Below are 19,945 nucleotides of genomic sequence, written 5' to 3' on the forward strand. Positions count from 1 at the left end.
CTGGTGAACTTCACTCCCCGCCGTCGTCCCCGAAAACGCCCGCCTCGGCCAGTTCGTCGATCTCTCCTTCGGAGTAGCCCAGTTCCCGGAACACCTCGCGGTTGTGCTCGCCTAACAGCGGCGGCGGGAGTTCGAAGCCGCTGTCGGCGCCCTCGAACTTCAGCGGGTGTTCGATCACCGGGATCGTCCCGAGTTCGGGGTGCTCGAGTTCGGTGATCGTCCCCCGGGCCTCGATCTGGGGATTGTTCAGAGCCTCCTCGACGTCGTAGACCGGCCCGGCCGGAACTCCGGCGTCCTCGGCGATGACCTCGATCCACTCCTCGGTCGTCCGTTCACGGAGGGTCGCCTCCAGCTCCGCTTCGAGTTCCTCGACGTGTTCGACCCGGTCTGCGTTCGTCTCGAAGCGGTCGTCCTCGGGGAGGTCGGGGCGGTCGATGGCCCCACAGAGTTCGGCCCAGAGCTTCTCGTTGAGGACACAGACGTTGAGGTAGCCGTCCGCGGTTTCGTAGGTCTGGTAGGGCGCGAGAACGGGATCTTTCGTCCCCATCCGTCCGGTCTTCTCGCCGGCGAAGGCCATCCCGGCCTGTTTGGTGAGCCAGGGCAGCGTCGCCTCGAGCATCCCGAGATCGACGTACTCGCCCTCGCCGGTGCGCTCGCGGCGGTAGAGCGCGGTCGTCGCGCCGAAGGCGGCCCACATCGCGGTGATCAGGTCCGTCATCGGCAGACCGACTTTCACCGGCTGGCGCTCGGCCTCACCGGTGACGCTCATGATCCCGCTCATCCCCTGGATCAGCAGGTCGTACCCCGAGCGTTTGCGCCAGGGACCCGTCTGGCCGAACGCCGATATGGCGAGGTAGATCACGTCCTCGTTGTGCTCGGCGATCGTGTCGTAATCGACCTCCAGACGTTCTGCGGTGCCCGGCCGGAAGTTCTGGACGAAAACATCGGTTTCCTCGACCAACTCGTACAGCGCCTCCCGTGCCCGGGGCTCCTTCAGGTCGAGTTCGAGGCTCTTCTTCCCGTAGTTCAGCGTCCAGTAGTACGGCGACTCGCCCTCGACGAAGGGCGGTCCGGAGTGGCGGATGGCGTCGCCGTAGCCGGGTTGTTCGACCTTGAGGACCTCCGCGCCCTGGTTGGCGAGCATCGCCGAGCAGAAGCCACCGGTGACGAACGTCGAGAGATCCAGAACGGTCACGCCCTCGAGTATCCGTCCGCTCATGGCCCCTCTCCGGCGTCGCCGAGTCGCCGCATGCGTTCGAATGTCATGATTCCCGCCGGGCCGCCCACGGTACGATGGATGGAACCGTACCGCACGCTCCTGTAGGGAGTCGGAGTACCGACTGGTAAACCTGTCGACGATGGTTCCGGCCGCGGGCCGATCCCCCTGACGGACCGCCGCGAGCGGGAGTCCGCGACCGATCCACTCCGTCCGCGGGTTTTATACGATCGGGTGGCCAGACGCCCCGTGACTCCCGCGGACGACGGTTCGCTGGTCGCGCTCAGTGACCTCCGCACGGCCGCCTACTGCCCCCGAAAGTACTACTACCGGGATCGGGAGGACGACCGCGAACCGCCTCCCGAGGTGGGCGACCGGCGGTCGCTCGCCGTCCGGTATTCGGACCTGCTGGCGGCCGACGACGCCGACCTCGCGGCCGAACCGGTCGCGGTCGATCCCCCGGCGTACCGCCGGACCCTCGAGGCCACCCGGAACCGGCTCGAGGAGAGCGGTCGGTGGGAGGCGATCCGCGACCCCGCGGCGCGGGACGTCTACGTCGCGGGCAAGGACTGCCACGGGATCGTCCACAAGGTGCTCGAGGAGCCCCTCGTGCCCTCGATAGTCTCGGTCGGGGAGCCACCCGAACAGGGTGTCTGGCACGCCCAGTCGGTCTACGCCGTCGCGGCGGCGAAGGCCCTGGCCTGGGACCGCCAGCAACGGATCGAGACCGCCTGCGTAGAGTACCCTCGCTACGGCGTGATCCGTCGGATCACGCTCTCGATCCGCCGGAAGGCCGAGTACCGCCGGACGCTCTCGACCGTCCGCGGGATGGAGGGAGTGCCCGAGCGGACCACCAACCGCTCGAAGTGCGAGCACTGCGAGTACGCCGGCGACTGTGGCGTCCGCACCCGGACGGTGCGGTCGCTGCTCGGTCTCGGCTGACCGGCCCCGGCGGGTCGGGTACGCCGGGCGGGCTCGAAACCGTGATGGCGCCGGCCCCGAAAACGGGGATATGCGATCGACCTCGCGACGCCCCCTCCTCGCCGCCTGCACGTTCGCGCTTGCGGGCTGTCTCGGCGAGGACGACCCCTACGCCGACGAGGAGATGGTCGAGAACGAACCCGACTACGGCGGCTGGCTCGGAAACGCCGACCATCCCGGGACGGTCGACCGGACCGGGGAGGGAGAGACGGGCGTCGAGGTCGGTGCCGGCAGGGACGGCCTCGCCTTTTTCCCGACGGCGATCCGGGTCGACCGGGGAGCGACCGTCGTCTGGGAGTGGACCGGGGCGGGCGGCCGCCACAACGTCGTCGAACGCGAGGGCACCTTCGAGAGCGACCAGACCGGGGAGGCGGGCCACACGTTCGAACACACGTTCGAGGAGGAGGGTAGGTACGCCTACGTCTGTACGCCTCACGAACGCCAGGGGATGAAAGGCGCCGTCGACGTCGTCTGATACGGTCGGTGACAACGATGTACCGGTCGATCGAAGTGCCGTGTTTCGACCGGCGGTGCAATGACCTGTAACCGACCGTCCGAATCAGGGCCTCGACCGTTCGAGAGCCTCCGAAACCGGTCCCGGGTCGGCTCCAAGGACCGACTCGAGCCGGCCCGAGACGAGCGACGTATCGCGCGGGTAGTCGGACTCGGGAGGAACCGATTCCGGGACGACCCGTCCTGCGGGCTCGCCGAGCGCGTCCATCGCCGCCCGATGGAACTCGTGGATGCTCGTTCTGGGGGCGGCGGCGTGAACGACGCCAGTCACCTCGTGGCGGGTGAGGTCGGTGACGATTTCGGCCGCGTCGCCGATCGAGATCGGGCTCTTGTAGGCATCCTCGAAGTACGCGACCGTCTCGCCGTCACGGATCCGCTCACGCGTAGCCGCGAGTCGAGGATCGAGCGTTCCCCCGGAGAAGCCATAGAGGTAACTCGGCCGGACGATACAGTGGTCGGGACAGTGATCTTCGAGGACCCGTTCGAACGCCCGGACGCGCCGTCCGTACTCGCTCGCCGGAGACGGATCGCTACCCTCGTCGTACGGGCCGTCAGCACCGTCGAAAACGGCGTCCGTCGAGACGTAGACGACCCGCCGGTCGCGACAGGCGTCCACGAACCGATCGAGAGATCGGTCGAAGAGCCCCCGATTCCGGCCGTCCCCCCGCTCGACGGTCGCTACGAAGACGACCCGTTCGATCCCCTCCGTGTCGAGTATTGTCCCGAGATCGTCGTTCCAGAAGTCGTACCCGACCGTCTCGACCCCGGATATCGGGACCTTCCCTTCGTGAACGGTGCCGACCACGTCAGTGTCGGCGTCCCGGAGCTGACGGGTCACTTCGGACCCCAGGAAACCGCTCGTACCGACGACGAGCGTTCGTTCCGGCATTATCGGAGAAACTGCCAGCGGAGTGAAAACGGTTACCGTCAGCGATTCAGCGTGTGGATCGCCTGACCCAGCGCGTTCTCGGCGGCCTCCATCGTCGCCTCGGCGAGGGTGGGATGGGTGTGGACCGTCGACGCGACGTCCTCTAGGGTCGCGCCGAGTTCGATCGCGAGGCCGAGTTCGGCGATCAGCTCGGAGGCCTCGGGGCCGACGATCGCCGCACCGAGCAGGTAGCCCTCGTCGTCGGCGACGATCCGGACGAAGCCGTCGGTCTCGCCGACCGTCAGCGCCCGGCCGCTTGCCCGGAACGGGAATTTTCCTATCAGAGGGTCGTAGCCTGCATCCTCGGCTTCGGCCTCGGTGAGGCCGACGGTCGCGATCTCGGGGTCGGTGAAGACGGCCGCGGGCATCGCCTGATAGTCGATCGCCCCTGGCTCCCCGGCCGCGACTTCGGCGGCGACCTTCCCTTCGGCACTGCCCTTGTGGGCGAGCATCGGCTCGCCGGCGACGTCGCCGACGGCGAGGATCCCATCGACCTCCGTCCGGGCGCGGTCGTCGGTCGGGATAAAGCCCCGTTCGTCGGTCTCGATTCCGGCGTTTTCGAGGTCGAGCGTGTCCGTGACCGGCGCACGCCCGACCGCGACGAGGACGTGGTCGGCTTCGAACGCGAGTTCGTCCTCGGCGTCGGATTCGTCCGCTGTCTCCGCCGGGCCACCCCCATCGGCGGCCGCCTGGCCCGCGGGCTCGGTGTGGATCCGGATTCCGTCCTTCGCGTCCTCCCACTCCGTCGCGGTCCGTTCGAAGTGAAAGTCGATCCCGAGGTCCTCGGCACGCGATTTCACCGGACGGACGAGGTCGCGTTCGTAGCCCGGCATGATCCCCGCGAGCATCTCGACGACCGTCACATCGGTCCCGAGTTTCGCGAAGACGCCCGCGAGTTCCATCCCGATGTAGCCCGCGCCGACGACGACCAGCGAGTCGGGGACTGAATCGAGCGCGAGCGCCTGCCGCGAGTCGAGGACGGGCTCGTCGTCGAACGCGAAGTTCGGGATTTCGACCGGTCGGGAGCCCGTCGCGACGATGGCGTGTTCGAAGGACACCGACTCCGAGCCCTGGCCGTCGCCGTCGTGAGAGACCCGGACCGTTCCCTCGTCGGCGAACCGGGCAGTGCCCTCCATCAGATCGACGCCGTTTGCTTTGCAGAGCTTCTCGACGCCGCCCGTCAGCTGATCGACGACCCCGTCCTTCCAGTTGACCATCCCCGAGAGGTCTATCGCGGGGTCGGCGTGGATCCCCATCTCCTCGGCGTGGCCCGCCTCGTAGGCGAGGTCGCTCGCCGTGATGAGCGCCTTCGAGGGGATGCAGCCGTGATTGAGGCAGGTGCCGCCGTAGGCCTCCCGCTCGACCAGGGTCACGTCCAGATCAAGCTGTCCGGCCCGTATCGCGGCCGTATACCCCGCGGGCCCGCCGCCGATCACCAACACGTCCGTTCCGGTTGTGACGTCTCCGACGACCATTGGTTCCTTCCTCGCCCGCCGACCGTATAAAATCGCAGGAATTGCCGCGAGTTTCCCCTACTCCAGCAGGAGCAGGTCTGGGTTCTCCAGATACCGCATGACCTCGTTGGTAAAGCGCGCGCCGGTCGCGCCGTCGATCAGCCGGTGGTCGAACGACAGCGACAGGGTCATCACCGACCGTGGTTCGATCGTCTCCTCGCCGTCCTCACCTTCGACCACGCGGGGCTTGCGTTTGATCTCGCCCATCGCGAGGATCGCGGCCTCGGGGTAGTTGATGATCGGGGTGGCGTACTCGCCGCCGATGCCGCCGACGTTCGTCACGGTAAAGGTCGACCCCCGGAGTTCGTCGGGGCTGATCGAGCGCTCGCGGGCCCGGGAGACCAGTTCGTTCATCTCCGAGGAGAGCTGGAGCAGTCCCTTCCGGTCTACGTCCTCTATGACTGGAACCATCAGGCCGACGTCGGTCGCCGTCGCCACGCCGACGTTGTAGTAGTGCTTCTCGACGATCTCGTCGGTCTCTTCGTCGATCATCGCGTTCATTTCGGGGAATGCCTCAAGGGCGGCGACGACCGCCTTCATCACGAACGGCATGTAGGTCAGGGAGATGCCCCGCTCCTCGGCGACGGGTTTGAGCCGCTCGCGCGTGGCGACGAGTTCGGTGACGTCGACTGCGTCGTGGTGGGTGACGTGGGGTGCGGAGTACTTCGACTCGACCATCGCCTCCGCGATCCGTTTCCGGACCCCCGAGAACGGCGTGCGGGTCTCGCGGGCGCCCGCCTCGTCACTCGCCGGACCGCCGGCGACGGCCCGGGCGTCGGCCTCCTGGGCCTCCCGCTGGGCCGCGGCGTACTCCTGGACGGCCTCGGGCGTGACGAACGCCTCGCCGTCGCGCCGGTCGCTCGCCGGCACCCGATTCAGATCTACGCCCTCCTCGCGGGCGACCCGGCGGGTCGCCGGCGCCGCGAGGGTGCGGTCGCGGTCGGCACCCTCTCCACCCGCCCTCCCGGCGGCCGTCGTCGGTGCCGTTCCGGCTGCGGGCTCGGTGTCGGCCTCGGCGACCGCGCCCGTCGCCGTCGCTTCGGTCGTCTCCGAACCGCCCTCGTCGGTCGCGGGAGTCGTCTCACGGGCCTCGGAGCCGTCACCGAGGACGGCGTAGACGTCGGCCTCCGTCACCCGGCCGCCGGGACCGCTTCCCGCGATCGAGCCGAGGTCTACCCCCTCCTCGCGGGCGCGCCGGCGGAGCCGTGGCGGGACGAACACCCGGTCGTCGGGCGTCTCGGGCTCCCCCTCGGATTTCGATTCGACCCTCGCGGTTTCCTCGCTCTCGTCGTCGGTCGATTCGTCGCGGTGTTCGCCGTTTTCAGTCGTCGGTGCTTCGGTTTCCGCGGCGGACTCGCCCTCGACGTCGAACGTGACGATCACGTCCCCGACGGGGACGACCTCGCCCGGCTCTGCGTGGAGCGTTCGGACGGTGCCGTTTACGGGCGAGGGGACCTCGACGAGGGCCTTGTCGGTCTCGACCTCGGCGACGGGCTGGTCCTCGCTCACGGCGTCGCCTTCCTCGACGAACCAGGAGACCAGTTCGCCCTCCGCGACTCCCTCCCCGACGTCGGGGAGTGTGAACTCCCGGACCATCAGAACTCCACCGCCTCCCTGATGCCCTCCGTGATCCGTGCCGGTTCGGGCAGGTAGTAGTCCTCCAGGCTATACAACGGGAACGGCGCGTCGAACCCTGCGATGCGCTCGATGGGTGCCTCCTGGTAGAGCAGCGAGTGCTCCTGGAGGGTCGCGACGATTTCGGCCCCAAAGCCGCCCGTCTTGGGCGCCTCGTGGACGATCGCCGCTCGCCCGGTCTTCTCGAAGGACTCCACGATCGTTTCTTCATCGAGCGGCGAGAGCGTCCGGAGATCGACCACCTCGACGTCGATCTCGCCAGCGAGTTCCTCGGCAGCCTCCATCGTCGGCCGGGCCATCGCGCCCCAGGTGTAGACCGAAATATCCGTTCCCTCGCGGCGGACGGCGGCCTCGCCGATCGGCACCTCGTAGGGCTCGGTCGGAACGTCCTCGCGGAACGCCCGGTAGATCAGCTTCGGTTCGAGAAAGATCACCGGATCGGGGCTGCGGATCGCGCTCGCGAGCAGCCCCTTGGCGTCGTGTGGGGTACTCGGGACGACGACGGTGAGCCCGGGCTGGTGGGCGAAGAAGGCCTCGCTGGACTCGGAGTGGTGTTCGGGGGCTCTGATCCCGCCGCCGTAGGGGGCACGAACGACCATCGGACACGTGAATCGCCCGCGCGAGCGCGTTCGCAGGCGTGCAGCGTGGGAGACGATCTGGTCGAATCCGGGGTAGATGAAGCCCAGGAACTGGATCTCCGCGACTGGCTTCAGTCCGTAGGCGGCCATCCCGATGGCGGTGCCAATTATCCCGGATTCGGCGAGGGGGGTGTCGATCACCCGGTCGTCGCCGAACTCGGCGTGGAGGCCCTCCGTCGCCCGGAAGACCCCGCCGTTCTCGCCAACGTCCTCGCCCATCACCAGGACGTCCTCGTCGCGCTCTAGCTCGCCGGCGAGGCCGTCGCGGACCGATTCGACTAGCGTGTGTGATTCGGTTTCGGTTTTGCCCATCTTACTCCTCCAGAAGCGCGTCGTCGCCGTGTTTCTCGCGGATCGAGTCGAACCACTCCATCTGGCGCCGGAGCCGTTTGGGCATCCCCTCGTAGACGTGTGCGAAGATCTCCTCGGGTTCGGGCCGTTCGACCTCCTCGGCGGCCTCGATCGCGTCGGCCACCTCGTCCTCGATGCGCTCCCCGATCGTCTCGACGCGGTCGTCGTCCAACATCCCGTTGTCCCGCAGGAACGTCTCGAGACGGGGGATCGGGTCCTTTGCCTTCCACTCCTCTACCTCGTCGTCGTCGCGGTACGCGGAGGGGTCGTCGGCGGTGGTGTGGGCGCCAAAGCGGTACTGGACGGCCTCGATCATCGTCGGCCGGAGTTCGTCCTCGGCGGGATCCTTCGCCTTTCGGATGGCGTCTCGGGTGACGTTGTACACCGCGAGCGGGTCCATCCCGTCGACCTGGACGCCCTCGAAGCCGTAGGCTTCTGCCTTCTGGGCGAGCGTCGCGCTCGCGGTCTGGCGCTCGCGGGGGACCGAGATCGCCCACTGGTTGTTGTTACAGAAGAAGACGGTGGGGGTGTCGAAGACGCCCGCGAAGTTCAGTCCCTCGTGGAAGTCGCCCTCGCTGGTGGCGCCGTCGCCGAAGTAACAGAGAAAGGCCCTCTCCTCGCCTTTCAGCTTCGACGCCCACGCCGCGCCGGTCGCGTGGGGGATCTGGGTCGCGATCGGTACCGCCACCGAGAAGATGTTGACGTCCTCGGGAATGTAGTTGCCCGTCTCGTGGCCCATCCAGTACAGCAGGGTGCGTTTCAGGGAGAGACCGCGCACGAGCGAGGCGCCGTGTTCCCGGTAGCTCGGAAACATCCAGTCGTCGTCGGCGAGGGCGTAGGCACTCCCGATCTGGGCGGCCTCCTGGCCCGACAGCGGCGGGTACGTCCCCATCCGGCCCTGGCGCTGGAGGCTCACGGCCCGCTCGTCGAACCGGCGAGCCAGACGCATGTCCTCGTAGATCTCGAGGAACTCCTCCTCGGAGAGGTCGGGGACTCGAGCCCCCTCGACGACCTCGCCCGACTCGTCTAACACCTGTACGCGCTCTCGGGGATCGGACTGTAGCGTACTCACGGCGAAGCCCTCCGGCACATATCTTCATCTTCTATCGCTCGCGTTAAAGGCATTTCGTAAATAGCTTGCTCTCGGTACGATTCTTGCCAGCAACCGCCGGATACCGACCTATCGACCACCGAAACCGCCGGTCGGTACCCAATCCGCAGAATACGGGCCGGGGGTCGAACGGTCCACCGTCCCGGCCAGGCTACCGATCCCTCGAGCGGGTCCCGTTTCGGGCCGTCCCCACATCCGACGCGAGATGCTGGCGACCGATTCCGGGACCCGGTTCGCGAGCGGTGGAACCGCCCTCCGGAACCTCCCTGATCCTATATAGGGATACTGGGGGCTCGAGGGCGCTCATAGCCGAATTATATACGTTTAAGCGCCCGTTCGGGGACGTTGACGTGTGTCGACCCGCTTTCCGGGCGGAACCCGACCGACGACCCTACCCATGTCACGAACCGACGACCCGGCCACGATGGAGGAGGAGTCGATCCACGCGGCGTACGTTCTCGACGTCCGCATCGTCGAAACCCGTTCCCGGGACGGCCCCAGCTACCGGTTCGAGGCGCCGGGCCACGAGGGACTCGAGTTCGACGATCCCGACCTCGCCGAGCTGTACGTGGACGTCTACTTCGACGTCAACGGCTTCGAGGAGGCCGGCACCGGCGAACGGGGCGTCCCGCCGGAGATCATCCAGGCCGGACGGGACACCCTCGCGGCGTACTTCCTGACTCAGCCCTTCACCGACGAGAACTGGGTCGCTTCCTTCTACGGCGTGAAGACGGCCCAGGTCGACCGGTACGTCTCCTGGGTCCGCCAACGCGCCGAGGAGATCCGGAACGGAGCGAGAGAGCGGGGGATGGAGTGACTCGCAGCCGGATCCGGCGCACGAAACGGCTACGGCGACGAAACCGGCGATAGTCACGTCGACCGGGTTTTCCGTTCACCGATCCCGGCAGTTCTCGGACCTGTTATCGGGAGTCCTCCCGCGGAGTACGTCCCGAAAGGACCGCTATATATCGGTCCCGATACCCACCGATGGGTCGGATTCGTACGGAGTGATATTATAAAACGTCTTTAAAATAGATGCGGTGGAATCGACCGCATGGTCGAGTTCACCAGGCGGAAGCTGATGGCGACGTCGGTGGCGGCCTCGCTCGGCGCGAGCGTGGCAACCACGGCGAGCGCCCAGGAAGACGGGGACACGCCGCACGCACCGCACGTGCGGGGCGAGCTCAAACGCTTCTCCTCGACGGCGCTCGGCGCCGAAGTGACGGGACCGTTCGTCTTCGAGGACGGGACGCCGCTGTACAGCGTCCAGCATCCGAGCCGCGAGAACCCCGGTCCCTACGCCGAGGCCGGGATCGGCTACTTCAGCGGCTTTCGGTTCACGATGAACGGGGAGAGCGACGAGTTCGACGAGCTCTCGACCCCGCAGACCAACGAGGAACGGGGGGTCGTCCGCGGCGGTGGCGGCGGATTCACGTATCTCGCACACGGCCACGATCCGATCAACGGCGGGAGCGAGGAACTCGGCGTCGTCCAGACGCCCGACGGCGTGAACATCACGTCGGCGACCGGCTCGACGCCCGACGGCGAGGCCGTGAACTTCGCGGGGACCCAGTACGGCGACGCGGCGTACAACCCCGACTGCAACCAGTTCGTCGCCACTGACGACGACGGAACCGAGGGCTATCTCTTCACCAACTGGGAGAACAGCCCGGGAAACGTCTCGCGGATCCCGATCTCCTGTGTGGACGGCGAGTGGGAAGCCGACCTGGAGCACGCGATCAACATCGCGAACACCGAGGCGTTCCGCGAGATCGGCGGCACCCGAATCAACTGCTACGGCGACTTGAGCCCGTGGAACACGATGCTCTCCTCCGAGGAGAACTACGCCCATCCGCGGGTCACGCCGATGGCGACCGCCGGCGAGATCGTCGAGACCGGCTCGGGCAAGGGGCTGACCGGCGCCGCCCAGTTCTGGAACCGGCCGAACCCGAGTGCGATCCAGGAGGCCGTCGACGGCTACTACGGCGACGATGCCTGGAGCGTCCAGGGTTCGTGGGCGCTGACCGGCGTCGAGTTCCTCGCGTACTACCTCGGAGCCGACCCGATCGATCAGGGCGGCGACGAGAGCGCCACAACCCCGATCGCTGACGTCTACCCCAACCCCTACGACTACGGCTACCACGTCGACATCCGCGAGCCAACGGCCGACACCCCGGAGCCGGTCAAGTACTACGTGATGGGACGGGCCTCCTGGGAGGCACCCGACGTCCAGTCGGACCTGAAGACGGTCTATGGCTGTTCGGACGGCGTGAACAAGGGCATCTATAAGTTCGTCGCCGACCGGAAGATCACCTGCTACGACGACCCGATGGCGCTCTCGGGAACCCTCTACGCCCCGCTCGTGACCAACGCGGCCGCTGCACGGGGCGGGTCGCCCGCGGACGTCCCCCTCGAGATCGACTGGATCCCGATGGCCCACGGCTCGAACGCGGAGATCGCCGGCTGGATCGAGACGTACGACGACGTCACCCAGGCCGACTACCTCGAGGCTCACTCCGACTGGAACGAGGGCGACGAGGTCACCGAGGAGATCATGGAGGAAGCCGACCGGGAGGTGATCGAGAACGGGAACCGAAACTACGTCACGAACGAGGAGATCGTCGAGTGGGCGAGCCAGTACGAGAGCGAGGGCTACGACGGCGTCGACGACGAGCTCCGGAAAGTGCCGTTCCTCGAGACCCGCGCGGCCGCAAAGGAGATCGGCGCGACGATCGAGTTCCGGAAGGCCGAAGGCGTCGACAGCGTTGACGGCGCCGGTCCCGGCGACTACGTCTACTTCGGCATCTCGGAGCTCAACGAGGGGATGGCGGACGACGACGGCGAAATCCGGCTCGACCGCGTCGACGGCGGTATCGTCTACCGGGGGCGACTCGACGAGGAGTACGACGTCTCGACGCTCGAGCCCGTCATCGTCGGCCCCGACGCCACCGATCCAGCCGACGTCGCCGACGACGCGCTGATCAACGTCGACAACGTCTACGTGATGGACGACGGGCGGGTGCTCTGTTGTGAGGACGCCGCCCAGCTCGGGCGGTCGTACTCGAACGACTGCCTCTACGTCTACACGCCCGAGGAGGTTCGTGGTAACGGGACCGGAAGCGACGCCGGCGCGGCGGACGGCGATGATGACGAGGCTGACGACGGAGACGATGGAGACGATGGGAACGACGACCAGGACGCCAGACGCGGAGTCGGGCCGGCGGTGCCATCGAGAACGAGCCCCGCACGTCCGCTCCGATAACGTCAGTTTCCGACCGCGTGGGTTCGCTCGCGGGCCCGCTCGACGCTCTCTCCCTCCCGGAGGACGGCCTCGACGAACAGCTCGCCGGCACGGTACGACGATCGGACCATGGGGCCGCTGGCACAGTACAGAAAGCCCAGTTCCTCCTCGGCGACCCGACGCCAGGTCTCGTACTTCCCGGGGTGGTCGTACCGGCGCACGGGGAGATGGGACTCCGAGGGCCGGAGGTACTGGCCCAGGGTGACGACGTCGACGCCGGCCTCCCGGCAGTCGGCGAGGGTGCGATAGACCTCGTGGTCGTACTCGCCGTGGCCGAGCATGATCGAGGTCTTGGTGTAGATCTCGGAGACGCGATCGACGTACTCCAGTACCGAGAGGCTCTGCTCGTAGCCCGCTCGCCGGTCCCGAACGGGGGTCTGGAGCCGGGAGACGGTCTCGACGTTGTGGGCGATCACGTCCGGGTCTGCTTCGACGATCTTTTCGACCAACTCCTCCTCGCCCCGGAAGTCGGGGATCAGGACCTCCACGAGGATGCCGGGATGGCGCGCTTTGATCTCGCGGATCGTCTCGGCGAAGTGGCCCGCGCCCTGGTCGGGCAGGTCGTCGCGGTCCACGCTCGTGAGGACGACGTAGTCCAGGCCGATCTCGGCGACAGCCTCGGCGACGTTTTCGGGTTCGTCGGGATCGAGTGCTTCCATTCCCCCGGTCTCGACGTCACAGAAGTTACAGCCCCGCGAGCAGCGATCGCCCATCAGCATGAACGTCGCCGTGCCGCCCTCGCTTCCTCCCTCGCCCCCGCTCCAGCACTCGCCCAAGTTCGGACAGTTGGCTTCCTCACAGACCGTATGGAGGTCGTGGTCGCGAAGCGTCTCCCGGATGTCGGCGAACTCCCGGCCCGAGGGCGGTCGCGTCTTCAGCCAGCCGGGCTTTCGCGAGCGGCTCATACCGTCACTGGTGTCTCGGTGGTGAAAAACCCACCTCCGTGATCCGCCACGACTCCTGTTTGCAAAGGAAATATCCAAACGTATATATGCTGATTCGCGGGATGTACTGAGGAACCTTCCCGAACAGATGTTGGACGTATCCCGCGAGGAGATAGTCGAGGGCTCGCTCGCGCGGGCACTGCTGGTCCTCGCGGCACCGCTGCTCGTCCAGAACCTGGTGCAGGTGGCCCAGCAGGTAATCGATCTCTTCTGGCTGGGCCGGCTGGGCGCCGACGCCGTCGCCGCGGTCGGACTCAACTTCCCGCTGGTCGCCCTGCTCGGCGTCGTCGCGATCGGGACCCTCGTCGGCACCCAGATCCTCGTCTCCCAGCGGGTGGGTGCCGACGACCTCGTCGCCGGCCGGCGGGCGGCGGTCAACGGCACGATACTGGGATTCGTCCTCGGACTCGTCGTCGGCCTCGTCACCGCGGTCTTCGCCGGTGAGGTCATCGGCCTCTTCGATACGACTCCCCGCGTCGGCGAGATGGCCGCGACCTACCTCACGGTCTACGCGCTCGCGATGCCGATATTCTCGGCCAGCGACACCTTAGAGAGCGGCTTCGTCGGCTGGGGTGACACCCGGGCCGCCCTCTACATCAACGTCCTCGCGATCGGTACGAACGCCGTCCTCGACCCGTTCCTGATCTTCGGCTGGTGGCTCTTTCCCGAACTCGGCGTCGCCGGCGCCGCGCTCGCGACCGGGATCGGCTACACCGGCGGCTTGCTTCTGGGGATCGGGATGGCCCTCCGCGGGCGCAGCGGCCTCCTGATCGACCGCTCGGTCCTCGTCTTCCACACGAAGGACCTCCGCGAGATCGTCTCGATCGGCTGGCCCAACGCCGCCCAGTCGGCCGCGAGCCAGGCGGTCCGGGTCGTGATGATCGCCATCGTCACCGTCGCCGGCGGGACCGCCGGGGTCGCCGCCTACACGATCGGCGCCCAGGTCGCGACCGTCTCGTTCGTCCCCGCGACCGGCCTCCAGCACGCCGCCCAGAGCGTCATCGGCCAGAACCTCGGGGCCGAACGTCCCGATCGGGCGAGCCGGACCACCTGGATCGGGGTCGCACTCGCCGCGGGCACTCTCGTCCTCGTCGGCGCCGTCCAGTGGTTCGTCCCCGAGACGCTGACGCTCGTGTTCGTCCCCGACGCGACCGGCACGGAACTCGAGCTCACCGCCGACTACCTCCGGATCTTAGCCTACGGCTACTGGGCGATCGGCGCGACCTACCTTCTCAGAGGTGGGTTCAACGGCGCCCGCCGGACCCGGACGAGCCTGGTCGCGACCCTCCTCCAGTACTGGGCCGCCCGGCTGCCGATCGCCGCCGTCGGCGTCTACGTCCTCGGGGCGGGCGTCGTCGGGGTCTTTTGGGCGGTGACGCTCTCGAATATCGTCGCGGCGATCGGGCTCGGGCTCTACTACCGCCACGAGGTCGCGGACGGGATGTACGAACGAGCCGCGGAGGTCGCCTCGGGCGAGGAGGAAGGGGACGACGGGGAGAGACCGGACGCGGAAACCGACGGGAACGGCGACGAAGGAACGAGCGCCGCGGCGGCGACCGACGGCTCCGGGGCGGGCTGAGTCCGTCGGTTCCTCGGGAAACTGGAGGGGAGTTAACTGCCCGACCGGAGCCGCCGTGGCGGATCGATCCGCTTGCTCGCCCAGCCGCCGATGCTCCCTCCGATCCAGCCGATGACGAGCAATATAACCACTACGATGAGGGTGGACAGCAGGGCCGCGAGGACTGCGGCGACTGCGGCGATCGAGTTTCCGGCGACCTCCGTCAGGGGAGGATAGCCCCACCACTCGACGAGCGTCGTCGCGCTCTCCCAGACGAGGATCGGCGCCCCACCGACGAGCCCGGTGAGCGTTCCGGCATGGACGGGGGATTCTCCCCGGATCCCGCACAGATACCCCGAGATCACGCACGCGACCAACAGGGAGGTGGCCTCGACGGAGTCGGGCGTCAACAGCCAGTTCGCGCCGACGGTAAACGGGATCGAAGCGAGTCCCAGGAGGACCGCCGTCCGGAACCGCTCGTCGGTCGCGTCGACGAGCAACATCCTTGCCGTGTTCATGATATGATGATAACCACCGAATGACATAACCGTTCGGGCGAAAGCGGACCCTGATCGGAGACAGAAACCCCTTTGGCTCGCCGACCCCCCTCTCCGCTCGATGGAAGTCGCCGAGGTGCTCCCCGACTTTGCCGACGCCTTCGCCTTCGAGGAGTTCAACCGGATGCAACGGGAGACGGTGCCCGCGATCCTCGAGCAGGAGGGGAACGTCGTCGCCTCCGCGCCGACGGCCTCGGGGAAGACGGCGATCGCGGAGCTGGCGATCTGTAAATGTCTGGACGACGGCGGGACCGCCCTCTTCATCGCCCCGATGCGGGCGCTGACCAACGAGAAGGAAGGCGAGTGGGATCGTTTCGAGGACCTTGGCTACTCGGTGTACGTCGTCACCGGCGAGCGCGAACTCAACCCCCGCCGCGCGCGCCGCGCGGACATCCTCGTGATGACCCCCGAGAAGGTCGATTCGGCCACTCGAAAACACGATTCGCGCAGGTACGACTTCGTCACCGACGTCACGTGTTGCGTGATCGACGAGGTCCACCTGCTCGACGCCGACCGCCGCGGGTCGGTCCTCGAGGTCACCATCTCGCGGCTCCGGCGGCTCTGTAGCCCCCGGATCGTCGCGCTGTCGGCGACGATGAAGAACGTCGACGACGTCGCGGCCTGGCTCGACGCCCCGCCGGAGTGTACCTTCGAGTTCGGCGACGACTACCGCCCGGTCGATTTAGAGACCGGCGTCAAGACCTACACCCACGGCGAGAACGCCTTCGCCGACAAGTACCGCCGCCTGTATCGGGCGCTCGACCTGGCCGAACCCCACCTCCGGGAGGACGGCCAGGCGCTCGTCTTCGTCGCCTCGCGCCAGGACACCGTCCGGGCGGCCGAGAAAGCCAGAGACGAGATCGCCGAACGCGACGTCCCGATGGGCGCCCGCGGCGACTACGAGTTTCATACCGAGAGCGAACGCCTCGAGAACGAGACCCTCAGGAACTCGGCGCTGGATGGAGTGGCCTTCCACCACGCCGGTCTCTCGAAGAACGACCGGGATCTGACCGAGCAGTGGTTCAAGGAGGGCAAGATCGAACTCCTCTTTTCGACCTCGACGCTCGCCTGGGGCGTGAACCTCCCAGCCCGGTGCGTGGTGATCAGAGACACGAAGTACCACGATCCGCTCGAGGGCGAGGTCGACATGAGCCCCCTCGACGTCCTCCAGATGCTCGGGCGGGCCGGACGACCGGGCTACGACGACGTCGGCTACGGCTGGGTCGTTGCCGACAGTCAGGAGGCCGACAAGTATCGACGGCTGCTCCGAGAGGGGAAAGAGATCGAGTCCCGTCTCGCCGAGAGCCTCGATTCGCATCTGAACGCCGAGATCGCTATGGGAACCCTGACCGACCTCGAGGAGGTGATGGCGTGGCTCGAAACGACCTTCTACTACGTCCGGGGCCAGTCCGATCCCGAGGCCTACGGCTTTCCCGATCTCCGGGGACGGGTCCGGGACTGTCTCGAGGGGCTGGTCGAGCAGGGGTTCGTCGAGACCGGCGATGACCTCTCGATCGAAGCCACTCCCCTGGGAGTGCTCGCGTCGAAGTACTACCTCAGACTCGAGACCGCCGCCCGGTTTCACGCGGTCTGCGGGCCGGAAGAGCCCGACGAGGAGGCCCTCCTCCGGGCGGTCGCGGCCGCGGCGGAGTTCGATTCCGTCTCCGCACGCCAGTCCGAACGCGATTCGATCAATGCCGTGCTCGTCGGCCGCGACACCGGCGACCTCGACGCCGGCGGCCGGAAGGTGCTTGCGGTCCTTTCGGGTGCCGCGAGCGGCTCGGTCCCCGCCGAACTCAGGAGCGACGCCTGGGCGATCCGCCGAAACGCCACCCGGCTTTTGTCGGCACTTCGGGCCTTCCTCGATCGGTTCGCTTCCCCGCTTGCGGCCAACCGCGCCCGACGCCTCGAGGCCAGAGTCGAGAACGGGGTCGCGGGCGACGCGGTCGGGCTGACCGCCATCGACGGCGTCGGCCCCGGCCGGGCGAGCAAGCTCGCCAAGGAGGGGATCGCGACGCCGGGGGACGTGGCCGACGCGGGGGTCTCCGGCCTCGTGGAGGCTGGACTCTCAGAGTCGGTCGCCGAGCGGGTCCTCGAGGGCGCCCGGTCGTTGCCCGCCATCGAGATCGAGTGGGGCGAGTTTCCCGACCGGATCGAGGTGGAGAAAAACGACGTCCGGGACGTGACGGTCCGAAACGAGGGTGGATCCGCCCGGGCCGGGATCTCGGTGACGGTCAACGACGTCGAAATGACCGAGAGCGGGACCTACCTCCGGAGCGAGGAGGCGGTTCCGGTAGGGGTCTTCGGCGCCGACGAGGACGAACTCGCCTACACCGTTCGGGTCGCGTTCCCGGAACTGCCCTTGCTCCCGATTTCCGAGACTCGAACCGTGGCGGTCGTCTGAAACCCGGTCAGTTCTCGAGGGCGCCCCGATCGGCGTACGCGAGCACCGTCTTCCGGAGTTCTTCGGGCGAGTCGACGACGGCGTCGGCCGGCGAGAGGTCGGGGTCGTCGTGGGCCGCGATCCGGTAGGCGACCGTGTGGACGCCCGCGGCCGCGGCGGCGGCGACGCCGTGGCCCGAGTCCTCGACGGCGAGGGCGTCCTCGGGGGCGACGCCGACGAGTTCGGCGGCGTGCTCGTAGATGTAGGGGTCGGGCTTGCCCGGCCCGTCGATCCCCTCGGCGCTGACGACCGCGTCGAAGGCGTCGGTGAGGTCGAAGCGCTCGCGGACGACGTCGATCCAGTCGTGGGGCGACGAGGAGACGATCGCGACCGGAATATCTCGATCGTCGAGGTCGGCGAGGATCCCGTGAAACCCCTCCAACAGGGCGACCCGATCGGCGTAGATCCCGCGGGCGACCGCCTCGAAGCGCTCTATGAACTCCTCGCGGGTGACCGCGGTGCCGTACTCGCGTTCGAGGTAGTCGTAGATCTCGCGGTAGTTCAGGCCGGTGACCTCCGAGACCGCGACGTCGTGGTCGGGAACGACCGCGGGGAGCAGTTCCTCGCGTTCGGCCTCGACCCAGTAGTCCTCCGAATCGACGATCACGCCGTCCATGTCGAACAACACGGCACGTTGGCTCATTATTGGGGCCTCGACGGCCGAGCCCTATAGCCGTTCGGCTCCGCGATCCGACTCCCCGGATCTCGGGGCGTACGGGCCGTGGAGGGTTCGAGACGGAGAAAAAGCCCGACGGTCGGCCAGCGCCCCCGGGTGTTCTACGCGAACAGCGCGCGGATGCTGCCGAAGAGCCCGCGGATCGACGACGTGTCGTCGCCATCGTCACTACCGTTCGCGGTCTCGTTTGTCCCGTTCGTCTCGTTCATCATCCCGTCGTCGCTGTCCGTCCCGTTCATCGTCCCGTCGTCGCCCTCTCCGTCGTCGGTTTCCGCTTCGTCGTCGCCCGAGGCGTCGTCCTGGTCGGCGTCCGTGTCGTTCCCGTCGTCTCCCTCCTCGGACCCGTCTCCGCCCTCCATCGGGGCGTCGTCCTCGTCGTCGTCCATCGCCTCGGTGATGGCCTCCTCCGTGTCGGCGTCGGGGCGGATCTGGCCGCGGATCTCGCCGGCGGGGTGGGTTTCGGTGTGGACGTTGACGTAGGCGTCTTCCTCCATCAGCGTCGTCGCGACCTCGTTCGCGTCGGCGCCCTCCAGGGGACCGACGAGGTCCGAAAGCGAGATGGTGCCCTCGGCGAGGGTGCCGTCGAACCGGCCCTCGAGGAGTTCGGGTTCGGTCCCGTCCTCGGGGTAGAGCCAGGAGACGACCGGGCCGTCCTCGCTCTCCTCGCCGAGGTGGACGTGGGCCTGGGTCGTATGACAGAGGTGGCTCACGTCGATCGTGTACTGGATCTCGTGGGAGTCGGGCGGGATCTCGAAGGTCGCGTGCCCGCTCGCGGGCGTCTCGACCCCGTGGTCCTCGCCGGTCAACTCGGCGTGGAACGTCCAGGTCTCCTCGTGGGACGCGCTCGCGGTCCCCAACAGGACTGTGCTCCCGACGGCAATGCCGGCGGTCTGCAGGAACCGCCGCCGCGTGTTGTGTGTGTCTACCATGGTGGTATCGTCCCCACGAACGCGCGGAGACAGACGGTCGTCTACGTTCTTGCGGATAGTCTTTGGCGCTGCCAGTGTAGGTCCCGACGGCGAGCGATCCCGGGGGCTTTTGGCCCGGAATCCCCACGCCAGGACATGGACGCACAACGGGAGGTCGCGGCGTTCGTCGCCCAGAACGGTCTCGAGAGCCCGCCGGAGTACCGACTGCTCGACCTCGCGAGCGAGGTCGGCGAGCTCGCAAAGGAGGTCAACGAGTCGACCGACTACGGCTCGGGCGGCGACCTCGAAATAGCGAGCGACGAGATCGGCGACGCCGTCTTCGCGCTGCTCGCGCTCGCCGAGTCGGTCGATATCGACGCCGAGGAGGCCCTCGAGGAAGCGATGGAGAAGTACGAGCGGCGCCTGGAGGAGGGGGAGACGCCGGGATCGGGTGCGTAGTGAATAGGGGCCGGGCTCCTGACGGGGATACCGGCGAACACTGGTACCTTGCTTCGTGGACACAGTGGATCGCCACGACTTCCCCGGCCGATTCGCTCGCGTCCGGTCGGTTGACTCCTCAGGCTTCCGAACACCTCGGACGATTGGAAATCCCGTTAGCAGATTCCCCACGATGGACTATCGTCTCTGAAAACGATATCGGTCAATTCGGC

Annotated in this window: 17 protein-coding genes; 7 read left to right on the top strand and 10 right to left on the bottom strand. The window is 67.6% G+C overall.

Translation table 11 applies throughout. The features are described from left to right. Window positions 1-10: 10 nt before the first annotated feature. Complete coding sequence (locus DVH23_RS03685) at window positions 11-1,219, bottom strand: CaiB/BaiF CoA-transferase family protein (protein WP_114576090.1); 1,209 nt, start codon at window positions 1,217-1,219, stop codon at window positions 11-13. A 246-nt stretch (window positions 1,220-1,465) separates the two neighbouring features. Between DVH23_RS03685 and DVH23_RS03690 the strand changes: the two genes are divergently transcribed. Both DVH23_RS03690 and DVH23_RS03695 read left to right on the top strand, forming a co-directional pair. After that, entirely contained in the window at window positions 1,466-2,158 is a 693-nt protein-coding gene (locus DVH23_RS03690; RefSeq protein WP_198667826.1) for a hypothetical protein, read from the top strand. A 70-nt stretch (window positions 2,159-2,228) separates the two neighbouring features. Further along, entirely contained in the window at window positions 2,229-2,672 is a 444-nt protein-coding gene (locus DVH23_RS03695) for a halocyanin domain-containing protein (protein WP_114576091.1), read from the top strand. Window positions 2,673-2,756: 84 nt separating this feature from the next. On the opposite strand, the gene DVH23_RS03700 is transcribed toward DVH23_RS03695, so the two are convergent. The 5 genes from DVH23_RS03700 to pdhA are packed head-to-tail and all read right to left on the bottom strand — an operon-like array spanning window position 2,757 to window position 8,848. Next, on the bottom strand, window positions 2,757-3,599 hold the full coding sequence (locus tag DVH23_RS03700) for a sugar nucleotide-binding protein (protein WP_114576092.1): 843 nt from the start codon (window positions 3,597-3,599) through the stop codon (window positions 2,757-2,759). Between the two features lie 38 nt (window positions 3,600-3,637). After that, window positions 3,638-5,113 (bottom strand): dihydrolipoyl dehydrogenase, encoded by a 1,476-nt coding sequence (gene lpdA / locus DVH23_RS03705; protein WP_114576093.1) that lies wholly within the window; start codon window positions 5,111-5,113, stop codon window positions 3,638-3,640. A 57-nt stretch (window positions 5,114-5,170) separates the two neighbouring features. Then, on the bottom strand, window positions 5,171-6,748 hold the full coding sequence (locus DVH23_RS03710) for a 2-oxo acid dehydrogenase subunit E2 (protein WP_114576094.1): 1,578 nt from the start codon (window positions 6,746-6,748) through the stop codon (window positions 5,171-5,173). After that, window positions 6,748-7,737, bottom strand: a complete 990-nt coding sequence (locus DVH23_RS03715; RefSeq protein ID WP_114576095.1) for an alpha-ketoacid dehydrogenase subunit beta — start codon at window positions 7,735-7,737, stop codon at window positions 6,748-6,750. Before DVH23_RS03715 ends, DVH23_RS03710 begins: the two co-directional genes overlap by 1 nt. 1 nt (window position 7,738) lies before the next feature. Further along, a complete protein-coding gene (pdhA, locus tag DVH23_RS03720) occupies window positions 7,739-8,848 on the bottom strand; it encodes a pyruvate dehydrogenase (acetyl-transferring) E1 component subunit alpha (protein ID WP_114576319.1) in 1,110 nt (369 codons plus the stop codon). Window positions 8,849-9,284: 436 nt separating this feature from the next. On the opposite strand from pdhA, the gene DVH23_RS03725 reads away from it, so the two are divergent. After that, a complete protein-coding gene (locus DVH23_RS03725; RefSeq protein WP_114576096.1) occupies window positions 9,285-9,704 on the top strand; it encodes a hypothetical protein in 420 nt (139 codons plus the stop codon). 237 nt (window positions 9,705-9,941) lie between these two features. Continuing rightward, on the top strand, window positions 9,942-12,149 hold the full coding sequence (locus tag DVH23_RS03730) for an alkaline phosphatase PhoX (RefSeq protein ID WP_114576097.1): 2,208 nt from the start codon (window positions 9,942-9,944) through the stop codon (window positions 12,147-12,149). Window positions 12,150-12,151: 2 nt separating this feature from the next. Here DVH23_RS03730 and lipA read toward each other — a convergent pair whose 3' ends face one another. Beyond that, window positions 12,152-13,171 (bottom strand): lipoyl synthase, encoded by a 1,020-nt coding sequence (gene lipA, locus DVH23_RS03735; protein ID WP_255565197.1) that lies wholly within the window; start codon window positions 13,169-13,171, stop codon window positions 12,152-12,154. 49 nt (window positions 13,172-13,220) lie between these two features. On the opposite strand from lipA, the gene DVH23_RS03740 reads away from it, so the two are divergent. Continuing rightward, window positions 13,221-14,711 (top strand): MATE family efflux transporter, encoded by a 1,491-nt coding sequence (locus DVH23_RS03740; RefSeq protein WP_114576099.1) that lies wholly within the window; start codon window positions 13,221-13,223, stop codon window positions 14,709-14,711. Between the two features lie 32 nt (window positions 14,712-14,743). Here DVH23_RS03740 and DVH23_RS03745 read toward each other — a convergent pair whose 3' ends face one another. Then, window positions 14,744-15,208 carry a DUF5518 domain-containing protein gene (locus DVH23_RS03745; RefSeq protein WP_114576100.1) on the bottom strand — a complete coding sequence of 155 codons (465 nt, stop codon included), beginning with the start codon at window positions 15,206-15,208 and terminating at the stop codon, window positions 14,744-14,746. A 100-nt stretch (window positions 15,209-15,308) separates the two neighbouring features. Between DVH23_RS03745 and DVH23_RS03750 the strand changes: the two genes are divergently transcribed. Next, window positions 15,309-17,651, top strand: coding sequence for a DEAD/DEAH box helicase (locus DVH23_RS03750; RefSeq protein WP_114576101.1), 2,343 nt, complete (start codon window positions 15,309-15,311; stop codon window positions 17,649-17,651). 7 nt (window positions 17,652-17,658) lie between these two features. Here the strand turns inward: DVH23_RS03750 and DVH23_RS03755 are convergent, their stop codons facing one another. Both DVH23_RS03755 and DVH23_RS24090 read right to left on the bottom strand, forming a co-directional pair. Further along, complete coding sequence (locus DVH23_RS03755; RefSeq protein ID WP_114576102.1) at window positions 17,659-18,333, bottom strand: HAD family phosphatase; 675 nt, start codon at window positions 18,331-18,333, stop codon at window positions 17,659-17,661. Between the two features lie 134 nt (window positions 18,334-18,467). Beyond that, a complete protein-coding gene (locus DVH23_RS24090) occupies window positions 18,468-19,295 on the bottom strand; it encodes a CHRD domain-containing protein (protein ID WP_198667827.1) in 828 nt (275 codons plus the stop codon). Between the two features lie 135 nt (window positions 19,296-19,430). Between DVH23_RS24090 and DVH23_RS03765 the strand changes: the two genes are divergently transcribed. After that, entirely contained in the window at window positions 19,431-19,733 is a 303-nt protein-coding gene (locus DVH23_RS03765; protein WP_114576103.1) for a MazG nucleotide pyrophosphohydrolase domain-containing protein, read from the top strand. Window positions 19,734-19,945: the final 212 nt, after the last annotated feature.

The organism is Saliphagus sp. LR7 (genome assembly GCF_003344565.1).
Classification (GTDB): domain Archaea; phylum Halobacteriota; class Halobacteria; order Halobacteriales; family Natrialbaceae; genus Saliphagus; species Saliphagus infecundisoli.

What these genes read in the sequence shown, in the direction of transcription:
- DVH23_RS03685 (WP_114576090.1), bottom strand. Translation starts at nt 1,219, where the DNA reads ATGAGCGGACGGATACTCGAGGGCGTGACCGTTCTGGATCTCTCGACG.
- DVH23_RS03695 (WP_114576091.1), top strand. Translation starts at nt 2,229, where the DNA reads ATGCGATCGACCTCGCGACGCCCCCTCCTCGCCGCCTGCACGTTCGCG.
- DVH23_RS03700 (WP_114576092.1), bottom strand. Translation starts at nt 3,599, where the DNA reads ATGCCGGAACGAACGCTCGTCGTCGGTACGAGCGGTTTCCTGGGGTCC.
- lpdA (WP_114576093.1), bottom strand. Translation starts at nt 5,113, where the DNA reads ATGGTCGTCGGAGACGTCACAACCGGAACGGACGTGTTGGTGATCGGC.
- DVH23_RS03710 (WP_114576094.1), bottom strand. Translation starts at nt 6,748, where the DNA reads ATGGTCCGGGAGTTCACACTCCCCGACGTCGGGGAGGGAGTCGCGGAG.
- DVH23_RS03715 (WP_114576095.1), bottom strand. Translation starts at nt 7,737, where the DNA reads ATGGGCAAAACCGAAACCGAATCACACACGCTAGTCGAATCGGTCCGC.
- DVH23_RS03725 (WP_114576096.1), top strand. Translation starts at nt 9,285, where the DNA reads ATGTCACGAACCGACGACCCGGCCACGATGGAGGAGGAGTCGATCCAC.
- DVH23_RS03730 (WP_114576097.1), top strand. Translation starts at nt 9,942, where the DNA reads ATGGTCGAGTTCACCAGGCGGAAGCTGATGGCGACGTCGGTGGCGGCC.
- DVH23_RS03740 (WP_114576099.1), top strand. Translation starts at nt 13,221, where the DNA reads ATGTTGGACGTATCCCGCGAGGAGATAGTCGAGGGCTCGCTCGCGCGG.
- DVH23_RS03745 (WP_114576100.1), bottom strand. Translation starts at nt 15,208, where the DNA reads ATGAACACGGCAAGGATGTTGCTCGTCGACGCGACCGACGAGCGGTTC.
- DVH23_RS03750 (WP_114576101.1), top strand. Translation starts at nt 15,309, where the DNA reads ATGGAAGTCGCCGAGGTGCTCCCCGACTTTGCCGACGCCTTCGCCTTC.
- DVH23_RS03755 (WP_114576102.1), bottom strand. Translation starts at nt 18,333, where the DNA reads ATGAGCCAACGTGCCGTGTTGTTCGACATGGACGGCGTGATCGTCGAT.
- DVH23_RS24090 (WP_198667827.1), bottom strand. Translation starts at nt 19,295, where the DNA reads ATGGTAGACACACACAACACGCGGCGGCGGTTCCTGCAGACCGCCGGC.
- DVH23_RS03765 (WP_114576103.1), top strand. Translation starts at nt 19,431, where the DNA reads ATGGACGCACAACGGGAGGTCGCGGCGTTCGTCGCCCAGAACGGTCTC.